This is a genomic window from Bacteroides sp. B1-V-101, from assembly GCF_023656585.1.
Lineage (GTDB): Bacteria > Bacteroidota > Bacteroidia > Bacteroidales > Bacteroidaceae > Bacteroides > Bacteroides thetaiotaomicron.
In genome coordinates, this window is record NZ_JAMOKH010000034.1 from 37,941 (window position 1) to 56,787 (window position 18,847).

At 44.7% G+C, this 18,847-nt stretch carries 20 protein-coding genes and 1 pseudogene; 13 read left to right on the forward strand and 8 right to left on the reverse strand.

The genetic code is table 11. The features are described 5' to 3' along the window. Position 1: 1 nt before the first annotated feature. From NBH01_RS20210 to NBH01_RS20225, 4 genes are all read right to left on the reverse strand, one after another. The gene (locus NBH01_RS20210) at positions 2-3,187 is read right to left on the reverse strand and encodes a DEAD/DEAH box helicase family protein (protein ID WP_250700248.1); all 3,186 of its coding nucleotides are present in this window, start codon (positions 3,185-3,187) and stop codon (positions 2-4) included. Positions 3,188-3,199: 12 nt separating this feature from the next. Next, positions 3,200-3,394 carry a helix-turn-helix transcriptional regulator gene (locus NBH01_RS20215; protein WP_149923781.1) on the reverse strand — a complete coding sequence of 65 codons (195 nt, stop codon included), beginning with the start codon at positions 3,392-3,394 and terminating at the stop codon, positions 3,200-3,202. A gap of 167 nt (positions 3,395-3,561) precedes the next feature. Then, entirely contained in the window at positions 3,562-4,716 is a 1,155-nt protein-coding gene (locus tag NBH01_RS20220) for a site-specific integrase (protein ID WP_250700249.1), read from the reverse strand. A 24-nt stretch (positions 4,717-4,740) separates the two neighbouring features. Further along, on the reverse strand, positions 4,741-5,907 hold the full coding sequence (locus tag NBH01_RS20225; protein WP_250700250.1) for a site-specific integrase: 1,167 nt from the start codon (positions 5,905-5,907) through the stop codon (positions 4,741-4,743). A gap of 231 nt (positions 5,908-6,138) precedes the next feature. Here NBH01_RS20225 and NBH01_RS20230 point away from each other — a divergent pair. The 13 genes and pseudogenes from NBH01_RS20230 to NBH01_RS20290 form a co-directional block, all read left to right on the forward strand. Continuing rightward, positions 6,139-6,450 (forward strand): annotated as a pseudogene (locus tag NBH01_RS20230) (hypothetical protein); the annotation flags it as partial. Between the two features lie 29 nt (positions 6,451-6,479). Beyond that, positions 6,480-6,869 (forward strand): hypothetical protein, encoded by a 390-nt coding sequence (locus NBH01_RS20235; RefSeq protein ID WP_004310176.1) that lies wholly within the window; start codon positions 6,480-6,482, stop codon positions 6,867-6,869. A 6-nt stretch (positions 6,870-6,875) separates the two neighbouring features. After that, positions 6,876-7,490: a conjugative transposon protein TraK gene (traK, locus tag NBH01_RS20240; protein WP_004310175.1), complete on the forward strand. Its 615-nt coding sequence runs from the start codon at positions 6,876-6,878 to the stop codon at positions 7,488-7,490. Between the two features lie 12 nt (positions 7,491-7,502). Then, positions 7,503-7,877 (forward strand): hypothetical protein, encoded by a 375-nt coding sequence (locus NBH01_RS20245; protein WP_008768664.1) that lies wholly within the window; start codon positions 7,503-7,505, stop codon positions 7,875-7,877. A 10-nt stretch (positions 7,878-7,887) separates the two neighbouring features. Then, entirely contained in the window at positions 7,888-8,370 is a 483-nt protein-coding gene (locus tag NBH01_RS20250) for a DNA N-6-adenine-methyltransferase (protein WP_009017608.1), read from the forward strand. A 10-nt stretch (positions 8,371-8,380) separates the two neighbouring features. Beyond that, positions 8,381-9,526, forward strand: a complete 1,146-nt coding sequence (traM, locus tag NBH01_RS20255) for a conjugative transposon protein TraM (protein WP_004310172.1) — start codon at positions 8,381-8,383, stop codon at positions 9,524-9,526. Between the two features lie 12 nt (positions 9,527-9,538). Continuing rightward, positions 9,539-9,874 (forward strand): hypothetical protein, encoded by a 336-nt coding sequence (locus NBH01_RS20260; RefSeq protein WP_009017607.1) that lies wholly within the window; start codon positions 9,539-9,541, stop codon positions 9,872-9,874. 49 nt (positions 9,875-9,923) lie between these two features. After that, on the forward strand, positions 9,924-10,523 hold the full coding sequence (locus NBH01_RS20265; RefSeq protein WP_009017606.1) for a hypothetical protein: 600 nt from the start codon (positions 9,924-9,926) through the stop codon (positions 10,521-10,523). Positions 10,524-10,535: 12 nt separating this feature from the next. Next, on the forward strand, positions 10,536-11,381 hold the full coding sequence (traN, locus tag NBH01_RS20270; protein ID WP_007218152.1) for a conjugative transposon protein TraN: 846 nt from the start codon (positions 10,536-10,538) through the stop codon (positions 11,379-11,381). Continuing rightward, positions 11,378-11,890 carry a hypothetical protein gene (locus tag NBH01_RS20275; protein ID WP_007218151.1) on the forward strand — a complete coding sequence of 171 codons (513 nt, stop codon included), beginning with the start codon at positions 11,378-11,380 and terminating at the stop codon, positions 11,888-11,890. The genes traN and NBH01_RS20275 overlap by 4 nt, the downstream gene beginning before the upstream one ends. A gap of 21 nt (positions 11,891-11,911) precedes the next feature. Then, positions 11,912-12,568, forward strand: a complete 657-nt coding sequence (locus NBH01_RS20280) for an Lcl C-terminal domain-containing protein (RefSeq protein ID WP_008768662.1) — start codon at positions 11,912-11,914, stop codon at positions 12,566-12,568. Positions 12,569-12,581: 13 nt separating this feature from the next. Then, positions 12,582-13,319, forward strand: a complete 738-nt coding sequence (locus tag NBH01_RS20285) for a DNA-directed RNA polymerase subunit alpha C-terminal domain-containing protein (RefSeq protein ID WP_004310167.1) — start codon at positions 12,582-12,584, stop codon at positions 13,317-13,319. Between the two features lie 3 nt (positions 13,320-13,322). Next, the gene (locus NBH01_RS20290) at positions 13,323-15,509 is read left to right on the forward strand and encodes a type IV secretory system conjugative DNA transfer family protein (protein ID WP_004310166.1); all 2,187 of its coding nucleotides are present in this window, start codon (positions 13,323-13,325) and stop codon (positions 15,507-15,509) included. Between the two features lie 117 nt (positions 15,510-15,626). Here NBH01_RS20290 and NBH01_RS20295 read toward each other — a convergent pair whose 3' ends face one another. The 4 genes from NBH01_RS20295 to NBH01_RS20310 all read right to left on the reverse strand — a co-directional run bounded on the left by NBH01_RS20295 (position 15,627) and on the right by NBH01_RS20310 (position 18,822). Further along, positions 15,627-15,983: a hypothetical protein gene (locus NBH01_RS20295; protein WP_009017605.1), complete on the reverse strand. Its 357-nt coding sequence runs from the start codon at positions 15,981-15,983 to the stop codon at positions 15,627-15,629. A 33-nt stretch (positions 15,984-16,016) separates the two neighbouring features. Continuing rightward, complete coding sequence (locus tag NBH01_RS20300) at positions 16,017-16,289, reverse strand: hypothetical protein (RefSeq protein WP_004310164.1); 273 nt, start codon at positions 16,287-16,289, stop codon at positions 16,017-16,019. A gap of 7 nt (positions 16,290-16,296) precedes the next feature. Continuing rightward, positions 16,297-16,572: a hypothetical protein gene (locus NBH01_RS20305; protein ID WP_004322070.1), complete on the reverse strand. Its 276-nt coding sequence runs from the start codon at positions 16,570-16,572 to the stop codon at positions 16,297-16,299. 510 nt (positions 16,573-17,082) lie between these two features. After that, positions 17,083-18,822 (reverse strand): ParB/RepB/Spo0J family partition protein, encoded by a 1,740-nt coding sequence (locus NBH01_RS20310; protein WP_039848698.1) that lies wholly within the window; start codon positions 18,820-18,822, stop codon positions 17,083-17,085. Positions 18,823-18,847 lie beyond the last annotated feature (25 nt).

Sequence of the window (18,847 nt, forward strand, 5' to 3'; positions counted from 1 at the left end):
GTTATCTTGCTATTTGATATTCTCTGTTTATTATCTCACTCACATACTTGCGCACCTCACGGTCGGTCTTTACCGCTTCTTCCTTGAAATGGCGTGTGACGTAAGTAAGGATGTTCTTCTTGAAATACTCTGGAACTTCCAAGATGGATTGGTTATGGAAATACACATCGTCCACATCTTCCTTGATGGCAAGCAGAATGATGGTCATTTTCTCCTTTTCCTCCGTCCATGCGTAGTTGCGTGGCGTAACCTTGCGTTCGGTTTCTTCCTTGTCTTTCTCTTTCAGGCGTTTCTCCACGCGCACAAACTTGGTATCACCATTGTACTTGATGGCTTCCAAAGCGTCACGTTCATTCAGTTTCTTGATGCGACGCAGAATGTCATTCACGTTCTGTACCTTTTTGTGCATATTAAACTCCTCCTGTGACTCCATTTCCTTTTTACGGAACAGGCGCAGGAACTCTTCCAAGATAGAGCGATATTCTGGGTCATCGGTATCAACACACGCTTTCAGTTGCTGTCTGGCGTGTTCCACGCTCTGCTTGTATTGTTCCTGTATCTCCAACTCACCTTCGCCACGCTTTTCAAAAGAAAACTCAATGTTCTCCAATGCCATATTGAGCAGTTGCTTTGCATTGGCGTTCTCGTCGGAATTGTCTATGAAGCCCAACAGGTCAAGACGGTTCTTCGCTGCCTTTATCAAGTTGTGAATGTCGCTGATTTCCACAACCTCGTCAGCGTTAGAACCTTGCGAAGTAAGCATGTTCTGCAAACTCCGCATATCTTCAAGAGAGTTGAGGACTGTGCGGACAACATTTCTGTCATCTTCCAAATTGAGTTGGCGAGAGAAGATTTCGGGATTGCCCAGTTCATAGTTGTCAAGCACTTTCTTGGCTTCATCAACCCTTTTCTTGGCTTCATCCATTGACACCAACAAGCGATCGGTGTTCTGTATATTGTCTTTGCCAACCTCATGTTCAAGTTCTTCTTGATATTCCTTGTTTGTCTTGCTGTATTCCTCCTCAATGTTGGCGAAGTCCACCACATAGCCATACTTCATGTCCTTGTATGGGCGGTTTACACGTGTCAATGTCTGGAGCAAGTTATGCTCCTTGACCATACGGTGCAGATACAATTTCTTCAAACGTGGAGCATCAAAGCCTGTCTGGAGCATCTGAAACACAATAAGCAAGTCAATTTTGCCATCCTTGAACAGTTCTATCCACTTGGCACGAGTTTCCTTGTCGAAACTGTCGTATGTGATAAGTGCTGCACGATAGCAACCTTTCTTGCAGGGCTTTTTCTTGACTTCCATTTCGCCAGCACTGATACTTTTGTACACGATTGAACCGTCCTCGTCCGTTTCGTTGTCAAGTTCGCTTTCATCGGCATACTTTTCAAGAAATAGTCGGTACATGAGTTGTGCCTGTTCCTTGCTGTTGCACACAACCATACCGCCCAACGTGTTGTCTTCGTTCTTTTGGCGGAATGTGCGCAAGTCTTCTATGATATAATCAAGAAGCGGTTGCACATACACATGGTGGGCATACACATCGCTTTCCTTTACGCTGTGTACCTTTACACGGATGCTGTTCAAAGCCTCTTTCAACTTGATTTTATAGTTTGAGCCTATATCCTCACGTATCAGTCGGCGTGTATAACCATCAGCAATGGACGCATTATAGAAATAGGTGTGTATGTAATCACCGAAAATATCTTTAGTGTTATACTCCTTGCTGATGATTGGTGTGCCTGTTAGGGCTATCTTGACGGCATTCGTATCACTGGATATGAGATTTTTAAGGAAACTGCCGTCTGGACTGTAATTGCGGTGTGCCTCGTCTATGAAATAGATGCGCTGCACAGGTACATTGTAGGCATTTTTTGCCAAAGCCTTTGAATCGTTGGAGAACTTTTGTATGTTTACTACGGTTATCTCAGGCTTACCCTCTCTGTTCTGAGTGGTCAAACCGCTGCTTATTATACTTGCAAAAGCCCCCTTATCCTGCACGGAATTGACTTTCAGACCACGATACGAAAACTCCCTTTGGGCTTGTATCATCAAGTCCAAGCGGTCAACGATAAAGAAGAACTGCGGAACAATCCCTTTTGCTGAATAATAATCTGTCAGGTATTTCACATTATAGAATGATAAGGCAGTCTTTCCGCTACCTTGCGTGTGCCAAATGATACCTTTGTTTTTGCCAGCCTCCAAATGCCGTTCTATAGCTTTTGTGGCGAACAACTGTGGATAGCGCATGATGTGCTTTTGCAGCCCGTTAGGATAGTCAACGTATGCGATGCCATATTTCAAAAGAAAATGGAAACGATTGAAAGAAAACAGACTGTCACAAATACGCTTGGTCGGAGTATTTGCCAGACAGTTAGTCTTGTATTCACTGCTGTTCTTATATTGCGGCACATTGTTGTCACGCAAAAGGACTTCTTCCTCTTCGGGCGTTACTTGGTGAATATGCCGTGCGGTAGGGAAACTGTCCTGTCCCTCCTCACGGAAACAGTTGTATTTTGTATTCTTCTTTCCGATAGTGGCATAGAAAGCACCGATAGTTGGCGTAACCTCATTATTGTCATATTCCATATCGTTACTGAATACCATTATCTGTGTGATATTCAAGAAGCGACGGTATTGTGGATTGACAAAACGTTGTTTCATGCGGTCTGTTTCCGCTTGTATGCCTTTATGGTTATTCTCTTTCTTTACCTCTATGAAAGCCAATGGCAAACCATTTACAAAAATCGTTATGTCGGGGCGGTAGTTGTCGCTATCCTTACTGCCACAAGTCATTTCTGTGGTAACTTGGAATGTGTTATTCCTATAGAAATTGGCAGGAGAAGACAAATCTATAATCCTTTCTCCTGTATTCAACAGTATTTCATTGTAGAACTGTCTGCCCAAATCGTCATTCTGCAATGACTTTTGTATTTTGACAAGCATATCCTCTGCATCCTTTTTCTCCGCCTTAGGATTGAGGGTGCAGTAAGCATCTATAAAATAATCCGTCAAAATATTTGTTAGTGGGTCAAACTCCGTTTTAGGAGCCTCCACATATTTTGTTTTCAGTCCTTTCAAGGAAACATACTTGAACCCCATACCCATTAGGTGCATGAGTGTGGGGAACTTCACCCTGCTGTCCTCGCAGAACGCTGATTTTGCATCTTTTGCCATAGTCATACGATTTTATTTATCCACTATGAGGTCTTTCATACTGACAGAGAGAATATCGGCTATCTCGTTTAGCAATTCCAATGATGGCTGCTTGCGGTTACTGCAATAGGCATTTATGGTGCTGAAACTTTTTCCGAGTTTCTTTGCCAATTCGGTTTGGGAGACTTCTTTCTCAACCAGAACCAGTTTTATTCTGTTCAGCTTCATTTTTCAAACCTTTATTTCCTATAATAACGCAAATGTAGTACTTTTATTTCATTAAACCGCTCGTTTTATGCTATATTTAGTGATTATGCGAGTGTTTTTGTAGTAAAATCAGAACGAAATAAGGGAATAAAGAGATTTTATCCTCCTTACTCCCTTTCTTTTCTTCCCTAATTTCCAAATACTTTTTCCACTCGCTTGACGGCATCCGCTTTCATCTGCATGGCTACGGAAGCATATATCTGTGTTGTCTTAACACTTTTATGACCCAATAGTTTGCTCACAGTCAAGATGTCACATCCTGCGAGGATAGCCAACGTTCCAAAAGTGTGCCGACTTGTGTGAAATCCGAGAACCTTTGTAATGCCTGCTCGTTTAGCCATGTGCTTCAAGGCTCTATCACAGTTGCAGATTTGCGGTGTGTTGAACACAAGGCTATCTTCACTTTTATCTTCCTTGTCGGGCAACCATTCCAATGCCTTTTTGCCTAATGGTATCAGAATGGGGTGCTTGGTTTTCTGCATACGAGGCAGATAGATTGCCAATCCCGCATCAGTTTGGCGAATATCCTTCCATTTTAAGTTGGATATATCGCTATGTCTTAAACCTGTAAAGCAACAGAACATATAACATTGTTTGGTTGCAGGGCTGCCTGTTTTAACGGAAGCCAATGACATGACCTCTTCTTTTGTCAATGCAACGATATTACTCTCTGCCTTGCTGACCCTTTCCCTTATATCCAATGAAGCAAAAGGATTTGCACTTATCAGACCGTTCCTGACCGCCTTGTTCAATATGGTGTTGAGTGTGGTCTGCATTTGGTGCATGGTGGACTGTGCCAACTTCTGAGGGTAGCTTGGAGACTTTGGCGAAACATAGATGTCCCTCATATAGTTCAAGAAGCCCACATATACGTTTTTATTGAAGTCTATCAATCGTATGCCACTTTTATGACTGTATTTCATATATTGGTGCATGATGGCTATCAGCTTCCATACATTCTTGATGTAGTTCTGAGAATACGCTTGGCTGTCAACCAATCCCTTGTGATAATCAAGCAGCCATTCATAGAAAACAGGCGATGACTTTCTCAATGCCGTTTCATCTGGAGACTTTGCCTCCTTACGAATACCAAGGAGTCTTTCTGCCTTTATAGCGACCGCCTTTTTCATGGCGTTCTTGTTCTCTCGCTTTGCGTCTTCGTTTACCTCTGGAACAAGGTACAAATGCAGTGACTCATATTCCCTTTTACCATTCTCATAGCAGTCAAGGTATAGCGACTGACTGCCATTTTTTAACACTCTTGTTCTTATCTCTATACTCATTTTCAGTTACCTTTTTTATTAGTGCTAATCAAATAGATTATCAACCTTGTTGACCGCCTCCACTTTTTTCTCGTCCACTATCTTACTGTATATCTGTGTTGTAGAGACATTGCTATGCCCCAATAATTTGCTTGTTGTATAGATGTCAACTCCAAGTGTCAGCATCATCGTGGCGAAGGTGTGCCGTGAGCAGTGAAACGAGATGTGCTTTTTAATATCAGCATTTTGCATCCATTTACGAATGTCGTGACATACCGTTGGAGTGCCTGGCAAAGTGAATATCGGCTCGTTCGGGTCTTCCTTTTCATTAAGGCAGTTCAGAGCCTCTTTTGATAATGGAACATTGACGAGTTTGTTTGTCTTCTCCATGATCGTGCGGACAAACTTTGTCTTTCCGTCAGATGCGAGAAACACCTTGTTCCATGTGAGCGCACGTACATCACCCAAGCGCAATCCTGCAAAGCAAGAGAAGATAAATGCCTTTTTTACTTCCATGTTGGCGCAGTCCGCTTTCATAATGGCTTTCAACTCGTCAATGGTCAGATATTCTCTTACGCTTTCGGCTGGCTGATGCTTCTCCTTAGCATCCAACAGTTTCATTGGATTGCTTGCTATGATACCCTCACGCACTGCCTTGTTCAACGCTCCATTGAATACCGCTTGATGATGATGTGCGCAACCTTGACTGATAACAGCTGTAGCGTCTTTCTTCACTCCATGATGTGCCGTTTTCAAAAACTTCACGAAGCCACGGCAGAAATCAACATCTATTTCTGACAAACAGATATTGATGTCGCCAGTCGTGGCAAGGTACTGTTCTATCTTGTGGCGCATCTCCTTTCTGCCTTTCAATGTGGATTTGGCAAAGTTGCCGTCTGACTGCTCATATTTGCAGAGCCAAGTCAGCAGTGGCATATTCTCCTGCTTGATTTTCTCCCATTGTTTGATGCCACGGTTCTGCAACCCCAATATTCTTTCTGACTTCACCTTGTTTGCCACTTGCATAGCGTGTCTGTTCTGGTCTTTTGAAATCGGGTCTTTCTCTGGAACGAGGTAGAGCGACAGCGATTCGTATTTTCTGACACCATCTGAATAAATGTCGAGATAGAGGCTGATATTTCCATTCTTCAACTTGCGCTGACGAATGCGAACAGGCTCTTTCGGTTTTGATACTTTCTTTTGTCTTCCCATGCTGTTATATGCTTTTATTTGTTTCTATTTTATGCCCCCATTCGGGTTTCTCTGAGGTCAAAGTTATAAAGATTATTTTGTTTCGCGTAACAAACATGCAACAAAAATGCACCAAAAATAGATTTTTAACAGTCAAGGAAATAAAAGAAATCAAATCAAAGAAGTTTCTGTGTATCAATGGAATAACGTGTATTTTCTTTGATTTGTTACGACTTTGTTTTACGCCATAATATCCTCTACTTCGTCGGCTTCTATGTGCTACTGTTATTCGACATTGTACTGTGCATACAGGTAGAAAACCTGACGGCAATCACAGCAAGCGAACAGACAATGGCGGCCTACTTGCAAAACAGCTTCTTCTCCGCCGGCTACTTGATGGCGGCAAGTATCGTGGCACTGAAATGCCTAAACCTCGTGCCGGACTTGGCAGCATGGATGATACCTGAAGGCGACACGGCCTTCTCTACACGGAACTTTGGAGAAGGTGTGGCGCAGCAGGCCAAAATGACGGCTACGGGCGGTATCGGCTCGATGATGAGATAATGATAAACCTAATATTAAATATCCAAAAGATGAATGTACAACAGAAAATTGAGAAATGGTGCAGGAACGAGCGTTTCGTGCACTATGCAAATGAACGCATAAGCGAAGAACTCGTTTATGCACCTAACCACCGAATTGATCCGGAATATGAAGAACTGGACGAAGCCATTACATGGGACAACCGATATATTGTCCCTATGATGACTTACCTTACCTATCGTCTGCAACTGGTCAAATTGCAGAAAAATGCCAAGAATCGAAACCGCCGTGTCTGGTGGATATTCGTGCATGTAATCATGCGGGAAGATTACACACAGCTTTTTGACGGGAAGTTCGAAAAATTTCTGACGGAGTTGCATGATACAGTCATGACAATGTTACATGACGAATACACACGATTGTCTAACAAGAAAAAATAAAGGTATATGGTCATCAAACATTTGGAGAATAAAATCCGACTGGTGGGCATCATCTGCACTGCTTTTCTTGCAGGGTGTATCATCATCAGCGTATCAAGTATCTGGACTGCCCGGACAATGGTGACGGACGCGCAGAAAAAGGTGTATGTGCTGGACGGAAATGTACCTATACTCGTAACCCGCACGACGATGGACGAAACACTGGACGTGGAGGCCAAGAGCCACGTAGAAATGTTTCACCATTACTTTTTTACTCTCGCACCGGACGACAAATACATCCGCTATACGATGGAAAAAGCGATGTACCTGGTCGATGAGACGGGACTGGCACAGTACAATACCCTCAAGGAAAAGGGATTTTACTCCAATATATTGGGTACGAGCGCGGTGTTCTCGATATTCTGTGACAGTATCTCCTTTGACAAAAAGAATATGGAGTTCACCTACTATGGTCGGCAGCGAATCGAGCGCCGGAGTAATATCCTGATGCGCGAACTGGTTACGGCAGGGCAACTTAAACGTGTGCCGAGAACGGACAACAATCCGCATGGACTGCTCATAGTAAACTGGCGCACATTGCTGAACAAAGATATCGAGCAAAAAACAAAGAGTAACTATTAAATCACCAAAGATATGAATATCAAAGGATTCAAACGGATGTTGTTCGGCGAGAAGATGCCGGACAAAGATGACCCGCAGTACAAGGAACGCTACGAGCGAGAGGTGCAGGCCGGGCATAAATTCGCCAAGGCGACACGCATCGACCAAGCGGCGGCCAAGGTGCAGGGCTTTGCCAACGCACACCGGACGCTGTTTCTGGTCATCGTCTTTACATTCGTCATCGGAGCTTTCGTATGGAACGCCTACCGCTTGGTAACTGTGTACAGACACAGTCCGGCAAGTTGCACGGCGACGGAAATGCAGGATTCTGTGCTTCGGGAACGGCACAAGCTGTTGCAGGAAGTCGAAATAAGGGAACATAAAAACAGAGGGGACAAACCACAATAAAAGAATACTTATGAATACACGGCTTGAAAAATCAGTCCGTTCGTCAGACGAATGGTACACGCCAAAGGAGATACTGGACGCATTGGGCAAATTCGACCTTGACCCTTGCGCTCCCATCCGTCCGTTGTGGCCGACTGCCGAGGTCATGTATGACCAGAACATAGATGGGTTGTCCCAGATATGGGAAGGGCGTGTGTGGCTCAATCCTCCCTATTCGCGTCCTCTTATCGAGCTATTCGTCCGGAAATTGGCAGAACATGGCAACGGCATTGCATTATTATTCAACCGTTGCGATTCCAAAATGTTTCAGGACGTCATCTTCCCAAAAGCGACGGGAATGAAATTCCTACGCCACCGCATCCGATTCTACCGACCAGACGGAGCACGAGGTGACTCTCCCAGTCGCGGTAGCATCCTATTAGCTTTCGGAGAAGACAACGCAGAGATACTGAGAAATTGTGCCATTGAAGGCAAATATGTACAACTCAATTAAAAGATGTATAATGAAGATATTGGAGAAAATCAATTTTCGCCAGCCGAAATATATGCTTCCCGCCATCCTTTATTTCCCCCTGCTCGGCACGTCTTATTTCATCTTCGACCTGTTTCAGACAGAAACGATAGAAATACAAGACAAGGCGTTGCAGACGACGGAGTTCCTGAACCCCGAATTGCCGGGGGCACAGATCAAGGACGATGGCATAGGCAGCAAATACGAGAATATGGCAAAATCATGGGGTAAGATACAAGACTACTCCGCTGTAGATAACATAGACCGGGAAGAACCCGATAAAAACAAGGAAGAGTATGAATCGAAATACACGCAGGACGACATCGACCTGCTCACGGAAGAACAACAGGAAAAAGCTGCGGCAGCGGAAATTGCCTCTGCCAAGACACGAGAACAGGAAGCACTTGCCGAACTGGAAAAAGCACTCGCAGAGGCGAGACTGAGAGGGCAAAACGCGACTGTACCCCCGGCAGAAACGGACACGGCCAACATTGCTCCACCACAAGGAGCAGCAGCCTCCGGAACCATCAACGAAGAGAGCCGGGCTGTGAAAACGCCATCAGCGGACGAACCGCCCAGCGAGGTGGTACGCAAGGTGAAGACAACCTCGGACTACTTTAACACACTGTCGAAGAATGTCCGTGAACCGAAACTCATCCAAGCCATCATTGACGAGAACATCAAAGCGGTGGACGGCTCGCGCGTGAGGTTGCGCCTGCTTGACGATGTGGAGATTGGCGAGTGTGTGATAGCAAGAGGAACGTACCTGTACGCTACGGTAAGCGGATTCTCATCCGGGCGCGTGAAAGGTAATATCAGTAGCATCCTCGTGAATGACGAATTGGTGAAAGTGAGTCTTTCACTCTATGATACAGATGGCATGGAGGGGCTGTATGTGCCCAACAGCCAATTCCGGGAAACGAGCAAGGATGTAGCAAGCGGGGCAATGTCGGGCAATATGAACATGAGTATGGGAAGTACAACAGGAAACAGCCTTGCACAATGGGGGATGCAGGCGGTGAACAATGCCTACCAGAAAACAAGCAATGCCATTAGCAAAGCTATCAAGAAAAACAAAGTCAAGTTGAAATACGGAACTTTCGTGTATTTAGTGAACGGACAGGAAAAAAGGAATTAAAACGATGATGACATGGAAACAGATTTATCAGAATATCACAAAGGTACGGATGGGCTTTATTATGCGGACTATATAGCCCCAAATAAAGCCGAAACATTTATCGGAAAACTTGTGAGTACCGAATGGTGGCATCACAGAGGGCAGTTTGCCCTAATATGCAACTTCCGAACAGAAGACAGACGGAGGATTGCCTTATTCGCTTTTCAAAAACATACCGGTTTTTACGGACCAAGATACGGGAATGTTAATTTCAGAACAGTGGAGAAGGGCACTCTTTGGCAATGTGAAATCCAAATGACCCGGACGGGACGTTGTACTTGGGCGCGTGCCAGGCAGATAAAGAAATGAAGCGAAATAGGGAAAAGAAATCAATATAAATATTTTTAATCATGTGCCTATGAAATCTTCAAACTACTTAAAAAAATTATACGGGAATCCGACAGATGAAAAATATACACCGGGATATGGTGTATTACCCATTATCAAATATATACCTGAAGGCAAGATAGTCTGGTGTCCTTTCGATACGAAGCACAGTGAGTTTGTGCAGAAATTCAAGGATGCCGGTTTCCATGTCGTGTATTCCCATATCTATAACGGACAGGATTTTTTCAACTATGAACCGTCCCAATGGGATATACTCGTATCCAATCCTCCTTTCAGCCGGAAGGTGGAAGTCTTTGAACGCTGTCTGAAACTCGGAAAACCATTCGCCTTGCTGATGTCCAACTATTGGCTGAACAACGTAGCACCCTGCCGACTTTTCCAGAATACTGATCTGGAATTACTCATGTTCGATAAACGTATTCAGTTCGGAAAAGGGAAAAACGTACCGTTCAACAGCAGCTATTTCTGCCATAAAATACTTCCGAAACAAATCATATTCGAACAGATAGATGTTACGGACAAATCTCCAAGTTGTATGCAGGATGACATCCCAGATAAGGCAAATATCAATTCGCAAGAGAATAAAGCAATCATGAATTTTCAATTATAACTCTGTATTTCAATGAAAAGGAATTTATTTGGCATTATGCTTCTATCAGGTATTTCCATTTTACCGAAAGCTAACGCACAAACTACCTACGAAGAAATGGAACAACTGACGGTGAACGAACAGATAACAACTGTCATCACGGCATCGGAACCGGTGCGTTTCGTGGATATTTCCACTGACAAGGTGGCGGGCGATCAGCCCATTGACAACATCATTCGCCTAAAGCCCAAGGAAAGCGGACACGAGGATGGTGAAATACTCGCCATCGTCACCATTGTGACGGAACGATACCGCACACAATACGCACTGATTTATACCACAAGGATGAAAGAGGCAGTAACGGATAAGGAGATATTGCTACAAGAGCGTAATGCGTACAACAATCCGGCAGTCTCAATGTCCACTGCCGACATGACACATCATGCACGGCGCATCTGGAACTCACCTGCAAAAATCCGCAACGTAGCTACCAAAGCACACCGCATGGTGATGCGTCTGAACAATATCTACTCGGTGGGTGACTACTTCTTCATAGACTTTTCCATCGAGAACAAGACGAACATCCGTTTTGACATTGATGAGATACGGATAAAGCTGACAGACAAGAAACTCGCCAAGGCAACCAACGCACAGACTATCGAACTGACACCAGCCCTGGTTCTGGAATCGGGCAAGACATTCAGACACGGCTATCGGAATGTGATTGTCGTGAAAAAGATGACCTTTCCCAATGACAAGCTACTGACCATCGAAATGACGGAGAAACAGATTAGTGGCCGTAACATCAGTCTGAACATCGACTATGAGGATATACTGGCGGCAGATTCGTTCCATGCAGATTTATTGGAGGAGGAATGACTATGAAAAAGACAATCATCGTGATAATTACCTGCGTGTGTATCGCTGCAAGTGCAAATGCACAACAAGGTAGCGGACGCCTCTCGCTTGGCACAGGGCTACTCTACAAGAACGGCATGGATATAACGCTCGCCTACGAACACGAAATGAACTATCGCCATATGTGGGAGTTCTTCGTCAACGGCTATCTACAATGGGCAGAGTGCGCTTCGTGCGGGCATATCTGCCCGGAATCATTTTGGCGAAACTACCGCAGCTACGGTTTTGGCGTGGCCTACAAGCCGTGCATGACGCGGGGACGCAACCACTATGGCAGTCTGCGTATCGGAGCTTCAGCCGGAAGCGACATGAATAAGTTCCTCGGTGGCCTGCACTTCGGTTACGAACACAACTATGTGCTACGGGCCGGATGGACACTGTATTGGCAAGTGAAAAGCGATGTGATGATAAAAGGTGCGGACGTGCTGCGAGCAGGTGTCGTGCTGGGTGTGAAACTACCTATAAAATAGGGAAACAAAAAAGAAAGCAATATGATACGAAAGATACATTTGGTGGCAGCGGCAACGGCTGCCGTGCTTTGCGCTGCCTGTGACACGCATATAGACGTACCCGATACAGCAGTTCGTCCAGGACATATCCTCTGCGAGGATGGAACAGCCTTGCCTTACGCACAATATGAACAATCGGGGAAAAAAGCGATAGCGGTGGTCTTCGATACCGAAAAACGCGGAGATACGGAGGGGGACGGGTATGCAGTTTACCTGTGGGACATTGCTCCACAGGCATTCGCCGACAGCCTCGGCATCGCACAAGGCACATCGGCTGACATCATGGCTTATGATGGCAATGAGAATACATTCGCACTGTATGATACACAAGAAACCGCTTCGCCAATGGCAGAAGCGGTTTTCGACCTATGGCGGTACGGGCAGAGTGCCTATGTACCGTCCGTGGCAGAGATGCGGCTGCTCTACACCATGCGAAAGATAATCAACCCTGTCATCGAACAATGTGGCGGTGAGCCGTTACCACTGGATGAAAACGACTGTTGGTACTGGACATCCACAGAAGTCGAAAAGCAACAGACAGCCAAGGCATGGCTCTATTCCATGGGGAGCGGTGCAATGCAGGAAACACCTAAAGTACAGGCGCACAGAGTACGCCCCATAATTACCATAAACGAATAAAAGATAGAAAGATATGAAAGATACGGATATATTTTTCAGCATAGCATTGATGATATTGGGAATTGTCCTCATGTATAAGTCCATGAAAGGTAATTCATGCCGACAAATACTGGCAAAACTCGCAGATTCCATAGCATCGGATAAAGAAGATATTAATTTTCAAATTAAAAGGTTCGGCTACCTTTTGGACGAAATGACTGCCGATAATGAAAAAAATTCAATCTTGAAGCGTCATGCCGACAGACTGGAGGAACTTGTCACGCAATTAGACCGCACACGAAACGAGCTTGAAACAAGTAATCTGTCAATGGCGGATATTAACGGAGAGTTGAAAAGAAGTAATGCCGAACTTGTAAAGAGAGCAACCCAATTACGCAATGAGATACAGCAAGACGAGCTTGTCATCCAAAAGATGCAAGAACGCCTTGATTCTCTCAAAAGAATCAAAGTGGGGCTTGAAATAGCCCTGAATAACATTCAGGCAGAAGAAGTACACTATCTCTCGGAACCGGTATTCAGTTTGGGTATTACCCCATCCATCAAAAGCCATCTTGAATCTCATGGAATATTATATATCGGAGACCTGATTCATCTTAACGAGCAATATCTCATGGAAATCTGGGGTATCGGTCCGGTAACACTTGATAAGATAAAAACAAAACTGAACGAGAATGGTGCATGGTTCGGTATGGATGTAATCAGAGTAGGTAATCATTGGTATCGTAGAAAACAAGGACTAATAACAGACTGACTTATGGAAGAAAGTAAGGAATTGCAAGGGTTCTATAAAATATTCCGCACAGTGGTATATGTGTCCGTGCTGCTGGAGTTCTTTGAATATGCCATTGACCCTGCAATGCTCGACCACTGGGGCGGCATACTGACCGACATTCACGGACGCATCAAACAATGGATGATTTACCACGACGGCAATCTTGTGTACAGCAAAATCGCAACGGTACTGCTTATCTGCATCACTTGTGTCGGAACGCGGAACAAGAAGCATCTGGAGTTCAACGCACGCCGGCAGGTGGTGTATCCATTGACGAGTGGGTTATTGCTGCTCGTACTCTCCGTATGGCTGTTCGGCCATACGATGGAAACAAGGCTTTATACCTTACCTCTGAATATCATTCTCTATATGATTGCCTCCATTGCTGGCGTAGTACTGGTACATATCGCATTAGACAACATTTCAAAGTTCATCAAGGAGGGATTGATGAAAGACCGTTTCAACTTCGAGAATGAAAGTTTTGAACAATGTGAAGAAAAAGTCGAGAATGAATACAGCGTAAATATCCCCATGCGATACTACTATAAGGGTAAATTCCGTAAGGGGTGGATTTCTGTAAGCAACTGCTTTCGAGGAACATGGGTAGTTGGAACACCGGGATCGGGTAAGACTTTCAGTATCATAGAGCCGTTTATCCGACAGCATTCGGCCAAAGGTTTCGCCATGGTGGTGTATGACTACAAGTTTCCTACATTGGCGACCAAGCTCTACTACCATTACAAGAAGAACGAGAAACTGGGCAGAGTACCCCAAGGGTGCAAGTTCAACATGATTAATTTTGTGGATGTGGAGTACAGCCGTCGGGTGAATCCAATTCAGGCAAAGTACATCAACAATCTTGCGGCGGCCAGCGAAACGGCGGAAACATTATTGGAAAGCCTACAAAAGGGTAAGAAAGAGGGAGGCGGCGGAAGCGACCAGTTCTTCCAAACCTCGGCGGTAAACTTCCTTGCCGCTTGTATCTACTTCTTCGTGAATTATGAACGTGAACCCTACGATGCCAACGGCAAGCCTCTATATGCGGAAAGACAGCAAGATCCGCAGACCAAATTCTGGAAACCGACAGGTATCGTGCGTGACCGTGAAGGCGGCAATATCGTGGAACCGGCCTACTGGCTGGGAAAGTATTCGGACATGCCACATATTCTGTCATTCTTGAATGAAAGTTATCAGACGATTTTCGAGGTACTGGAAACTGACAATGAGGTTGCTCCGCTGCTTGGCCCATTCCAGACAGCTTTCAAAAATAAGGCAATGGAACAATTGGAGGGTATGATTGGCACGTTACGTGTTTATACCTCGCGTCTGGCAACCAAAGAGAGCTACTGGATATTCCACCGGGATGGCGATGACTTCGACCTGAAGGTGAGTGACCCGAAGAATCCGAGTTACCTGCTGATTGCAAATGACCCGGAAATGGAATCCATCATCGGTGCATTGAACGCTCTTATCCTAAACCGTCTCGTTACCCGTGTGAATACCGGGCAGGGGAAAAATATTCCTGTGAGTATTATAGTGGACGAGTTACCGACACTTTACTTTCACAAAATAGACCGTCTGATAGGTACGGCGCGAAGCAATAAGGTGAGTGTAACGCTCGGCTTTCAGGAACTACCGCAACTGGAAGCCGATTATGGTAAGGTAGGTATGCAAAAGATCATTACGACGGTAGGTAATGTGGTAAGCGGCTCGGCACGTGCCAAAGAAACGCTGGAATGGTTGTCCAACGACATCTTCGGCAAGGTGGTCCAAGTCAAAAAAGGCGTGACTATTGACCGGGACAAAACAAGTATCAATCTCAATGAGAATATGGATAACCTTGTGCCTGCCTCGAAAATCTCGGATATGGCAACCGGATGGATATGCGGTCAGACGGCACGGGACTTTGTGAAGACGAAAACAGGTATGGGCGGTTCAATGAATATTCAAGAATCGGAAGAGTTCAAGACTACAAAGTTCTTCTGCAAAACAGATTTTGATATGGCAGAAATCAAGAAAGAAGAAGCGGCGTATGTGCCGCTGCCGAAGTTCTACACTTTCAAGTCGAGAGAGGAACGGGAGCGCATCCTATATAAAAACTTCGTACAAGTGGGGCAAGATGTGAAAGAGATGATAAAAGACGTTCAGAATAAGCGCAACGCGAAATAAAAATCCGGCTGTCTGACATATAATGTAAATAAAAACAACAAAAACCGTCAGTACAATCGTACTGGCGGTTTACTACTAACTAATCTCTTCTTCTGGTTTATCAGGAGAGTTACCTGCTTAATAATTGGGTGAGTTGCTGATGGCAATTTTTTCGTATTCCTCTTTGTCAGTACCGCATTCAATTGCCCTGTCAATGACATCCCCTAACTCGTTGTAACAAACTTCTTCATTGACACACTCTGCATCTTTGCCTTTCAACAGATATACCTCATAATAGTCCGACCCATTAAGTGCAATAATGACGTATCCGGTGTGTAACAGTCCGTTTACTTTGATACGAAGTGCAGGCAGGCCTTTGAAGATGGTGGCTGCAAACTCTGCGATATCCCATGACATGAGGACGGGCATAGGGGTAAGTCCTATCAACTGCTCTTGAATGGTCTGTGCTATTTGTATTACATACTCTTTTTCCATAACTATGCTATTTTTAAGATGATTATTGTTTTTTTATTCGAACCATTCCGGGTTGTCCTTTTTCAGTTCGGCAACCAATTCTACGTCTGTCAGTCGCAGGTTTGCCATGTCGGTAAAGAAGAAAACCTCGTCATAGATTCTTTCGGCTTCCTTGCTTGCGAAGCCTTCGTTTTCATCGTTGAAACTACCGGGCTGAAGGGCATCAAGCAAGGTAATCGAGCCGATAAGGAGTTCTTCACCCTCGTTGGATTCCACCACACGGCAAGGATAGTTATTGCCGCCAAATTGTACTTCTTGTGTTTTCATACGCTTGTTATTTTAATGGGATATGCTTTCCATTTGTCTTGAGGTATTCCATAAGACACTTTGCTTCTTCATGTGATGCACGATTGCGGTCATCATAGCGACGTGTCTCATCCGCCATCACAATGATGCACTCCTTAAACAATCTATAGAGGCTCTGTTGCAGTGTGGGGTGCATATCAGGTATAGCGGCTGCAAAACGCTTGGGATTGAAACTAAAACTATTCACTGCCATTTCCCATTCTTTGGCAAGTTTGTACTCTTTGCTTTCTTTGATGTTGTCCATTGTCATGAAATTTTAATGATTTATTTTTCTTCCCTCTGTTCGGTTCTATATTCTGTCTGAACCGCTTGGGATTTACAGATGCTTTACAGGACTGACGAACAAGCTATTTCCAACGCTTTTTTGGGAAAATTACTCTTTCACAGAAAGGAAGAATTTTATAAAAATGCACTTCAAAGCGATGGAATCAAGCGCGGCAGTCCACCTTCGCGTCTGGAAAACCAACCGGCGAGGACAGGAAGGAACCGGAGAAGGAATAAGATGGAAAAGATAAAAAGGAGGAAACTGATAGGTATAAATGGAGACGGGTGGCGGCGGGGTATCGGGAGGTAGCTATAAATGGGATAGAAAAGGCATAATCGCGCGGATGGCGGGTTTGCCCGGCAGACGCGCCCGACAACGGTTTGGAGCAGTTGTCCGTGAACATCTTCACCTTAATTGTAATCTAATTACAAATTAGGAACGAATAGAGGACAGATTACTCTACCCTCTATTCGTTGGTTCTGATTATGGTTAAGCTGCAATATTTTCCTCTTGTGGCTGTTCTTCGGTCTGCATCCCTACTTCGGATTGCTGTTTGTCAGATTGCTCAGCTTCCTGCTTTGCTTGTTCCTGCACCAAAAGAACGGCTTTTTTCTCTTCGATACGTTGGTGACGCTTCTCATACACTTCATTATGTCCGTTCTTGATGTCTGCCAACAGGTCGGGCATATGTTTTTGTGCGAAGTCAAGCAAGAGGGATGCAATGGCATTGTTGCCGTATGCGTTCTTGAAATTAGCAATTAGAAAATCCCTGCGAATAATCGCTTTCTGCTTGCTCGTGAGGTTGGCAATGATGTTTATCTTTTCTTCATCTGTAAGGTAGGAATAAGGCTTTTTTTCCTCGATACCTACCGCTTCGAAATGCTCTTTGCGGAGGGATGATAGCAAGAAGAAATAAATCATCTTGTCCTCGTCTTGCCCAAACTTGCAATCGGACATATCAACCTCCAAAATCTGTTTTTTTGTGTCCTCTACAGTCTTTTCAAGGGCAATTTCCTTGTTGCGTTTGTCTTGCTTTTCCAACTTCTCTACCGGTGAAAGCGTCTGCTCCTGTTTTGTGTCATTGGTAGTACAGGTAACTTTCGGAACATAACAAAGTACGATGTCCTTGCTCTCAATACGGAAATAAAGGATGATTTCACCTGCTTCACTTCGGGTACGGATTTCTTCGCATTCTTCCGTGTAATCGTTCAAATCCTGTTCGAACTCGCTCTGTGCCTGTTCGTATTCTTCGGTGGTGTCGTACTCATCTTTTCGGGGTGCTTCGGGCTGTTCGGGATATGCCTTTGCATAATAGTTAAGGCTTTCCACTTCGTAACCCATGGCGGTAAGACGTTCTACTACGGCTTCATTGCTGTTGAAACTTTCATAGCAGAGGGATACCTCAGGGCGTTCTTCCATAAGGCGCACGGCTTTCTCCGTGAGATATGCCGCATTCATTTCAGCAAGGCAAGTACGATTGGCGCAATTTCCGCAACCACCCTCGCAAAATAACATCATATTATTTGTATTGTGAGGACACGACAGACAGAGGGTCTTGTCAAATGCGTATCGCTCCAAGTCGGTGGTATATTGCCGTTCGATGTTCCGTGCAACATCAGAGGCTTTCATTCCTCGCCAACTATTGTACTGCACCCCCTCTTTAAGATGCTTGTTGTACACCTCTTTCTGAATATCTTCCCCATAACGGCAAATTTCGCTCGCTACGCTGATTGTGATTTCGTCCTGTTCCAAAAGCTGTGCGATTTCGGGCATTAAGGAAACGAATTTAAGGCGTGTGCGGATATAGCTTTCGTTTTTACCGAACTGCACCGCCAAAGACTGCACATCGTGGCGACCACTATCAATGAGCTTTTGGTAGGCATTTGCTTCCTCTATCGGGGTAACATCCTTGCGCTGGAGGTTTTCAGTTACCGCCATTTCTTCGGCAACTTCGTCTGAAATTTCCATAACGACAGCCGGAATGTCCTCCAATCCTGCCATGAGGGAGGCACGATATCGGCGTTCTCCAAAAACAATCTCAAAGCGGTTGTCTTCTATTGGGCGTACTCCAATAGGCTGTAACACACCCTGCTGACGAATACTCTCGGAAAGTTCTGCAAGGCTCGCTTCGTCAAAATTCTTACGTGGGTTGTAATTGCTCGGCTGCACGTTTGCCAATGCTACCATTGTGATGTTTTTCTCTACTGATTGAATTGCTGTTGCTTCCATAATCATAAAAATTTAATTGGTTTTA

Excerpts from the sequence above, each read along its gene's own strand:
- NBH01_RS20210 (WP_250700248.1), bottom strand. The coding sequence starts at position 3,187 with ATGGCAAAAGATGCAAAATCAGCGTTCTGCGAGGACAGCAGGGTGAAG.
- NBH01_RS20215 (WP_149923781.1), bottom strand. The coding sequence starts at position 3,394 with ATGAAGCTGAACAGAATAAAACTGGTTCTGGTTGAGAAAGAAGTCTCC.
- NBH01_RS20220 (WP_250700249.1), bottom strand. The coding sequence starts at position 4,716 with ATGAGTATAGAGATAAGAACAAGAGTGTTAAAAAATGGCAGTCAGTCG.
- NBH01_RS20225 (WP_250700250.1), bottom strand. The coding sequence starts at position 5,907 with ATGGGAAGACAAAAGAAAGTATCAAAACCGAAAGAGCCTGTTCGCATT.
- NBH01_RS20235 (WP_004310176.1), top strand. The coding sequence starts at position 6,480 with ATGAATGTACAACAGAAAATTGAGAAATGGTGCAGGAACGAGCGTTTC.
- traK (WP_004310175.1), top strand. The coding sequence starts at position 6,876 with ATGGTCATCAAACATTTGGAGAATAAAATCCGACTGGTGGGCATCATC.
- NBH01_RS20245 (WP_008768664.1), top strand. The coding sequence starts at position 7,503 with ATGAATATCAAAGGATTCAAACGGATGTTGTTCGGCGAGAAGATGCCG.
- NBH01_RS20250 (WP_009017608.1), top strand. The coding sequence starts at position 7,888 with ATGAATACACGGCTTGAAAAATCAGTCCGTTCGTCAGACGAATGGTAC.
- traM (WP_004310172.1), top strand. The coding sequence starts at position 8,381 with ATGAAGATATTGGAGAAAATCAATTTTCGCCAGCCGAAATATATGCTT.
- NBH01_RS20260 (WP_009017607.1), top strand. The coding sequence starts at position 9,539 with ATGGAAACAGATTTATCAGAATATCACAAAGGTACGGATGGGCTTTAT.
- NBH01_RS20265 (WP_009017606.1), top strand. The coding sequence starts at position 9,924 with ATGAAATCTTCAAACTACTTAAAAAAATTATACGGGAATCCGACAGAT.
- traN (WP_007218152.1), top strand. The coding sequence starts at position 10,536 with ATGAAAAGGAATTTATTTGGCATTATGCTTCTATCAGGTATTTCCATT.
- NBH01_RS20275 (WP_007218151.1), top strand. The coding sequence starts at position 11,378 with ATGACTATGAAAAAGACAATCATCGTGATAATTACCTGCGTGTGTATC.
- NBH01_RS20280 (WP_008768662.1), top strand. The coding sequence starts at position 11,912 with ATGATACGAAAGATACATTTGGTGGCAGCGGCAACGGCTGCCGTGCTT.
- NBH01_RS20285 (WP_004310167.1), top strand. The coding sequence starts at position 12,582 with ATGAAAGATACGGATATATTTTTCAGCATAGCATTGATGATATTGGGA.
- NBH01_RS20290 (WP_004310166.1), top strand. The coding sequence starts at position 13,323 with ATGGAAGAAAGTAAGGAATTGCAAGGGTTCTATAAAATATTCCGCACA.
- NBH01_RS20295 (WP_009017605.1), bottom strand. The coding sequence starts at position 15,983 with ATGGAAAAAGAGTATGTAATACAAATAGCACAGACCATTCAAGAGCAG.
- NBH01_RS20300 (WP_004310164.1), bottom strand. The coding sequence starts at position 16,289 with ATGAAAACACAAGAAGTACAATTTGGCGGCAATAACTATCCTTGCCGT.
- NBH01_RS20305 (WP_004322070.1), bottom strand. The coding sequence starts at position 16,572 with ATGGACAACATCAAAGAAAGCAAAGAGTACAAACTTGCCAAAGAATGG.
- NBH01_RS20310 (WP_039848698.1), bottom strand. The coding sequence starts at position 18,822 with ATGGAAGCAACAGCAATTCAATCAGTAGAGAAAAACATCACAATGGTA.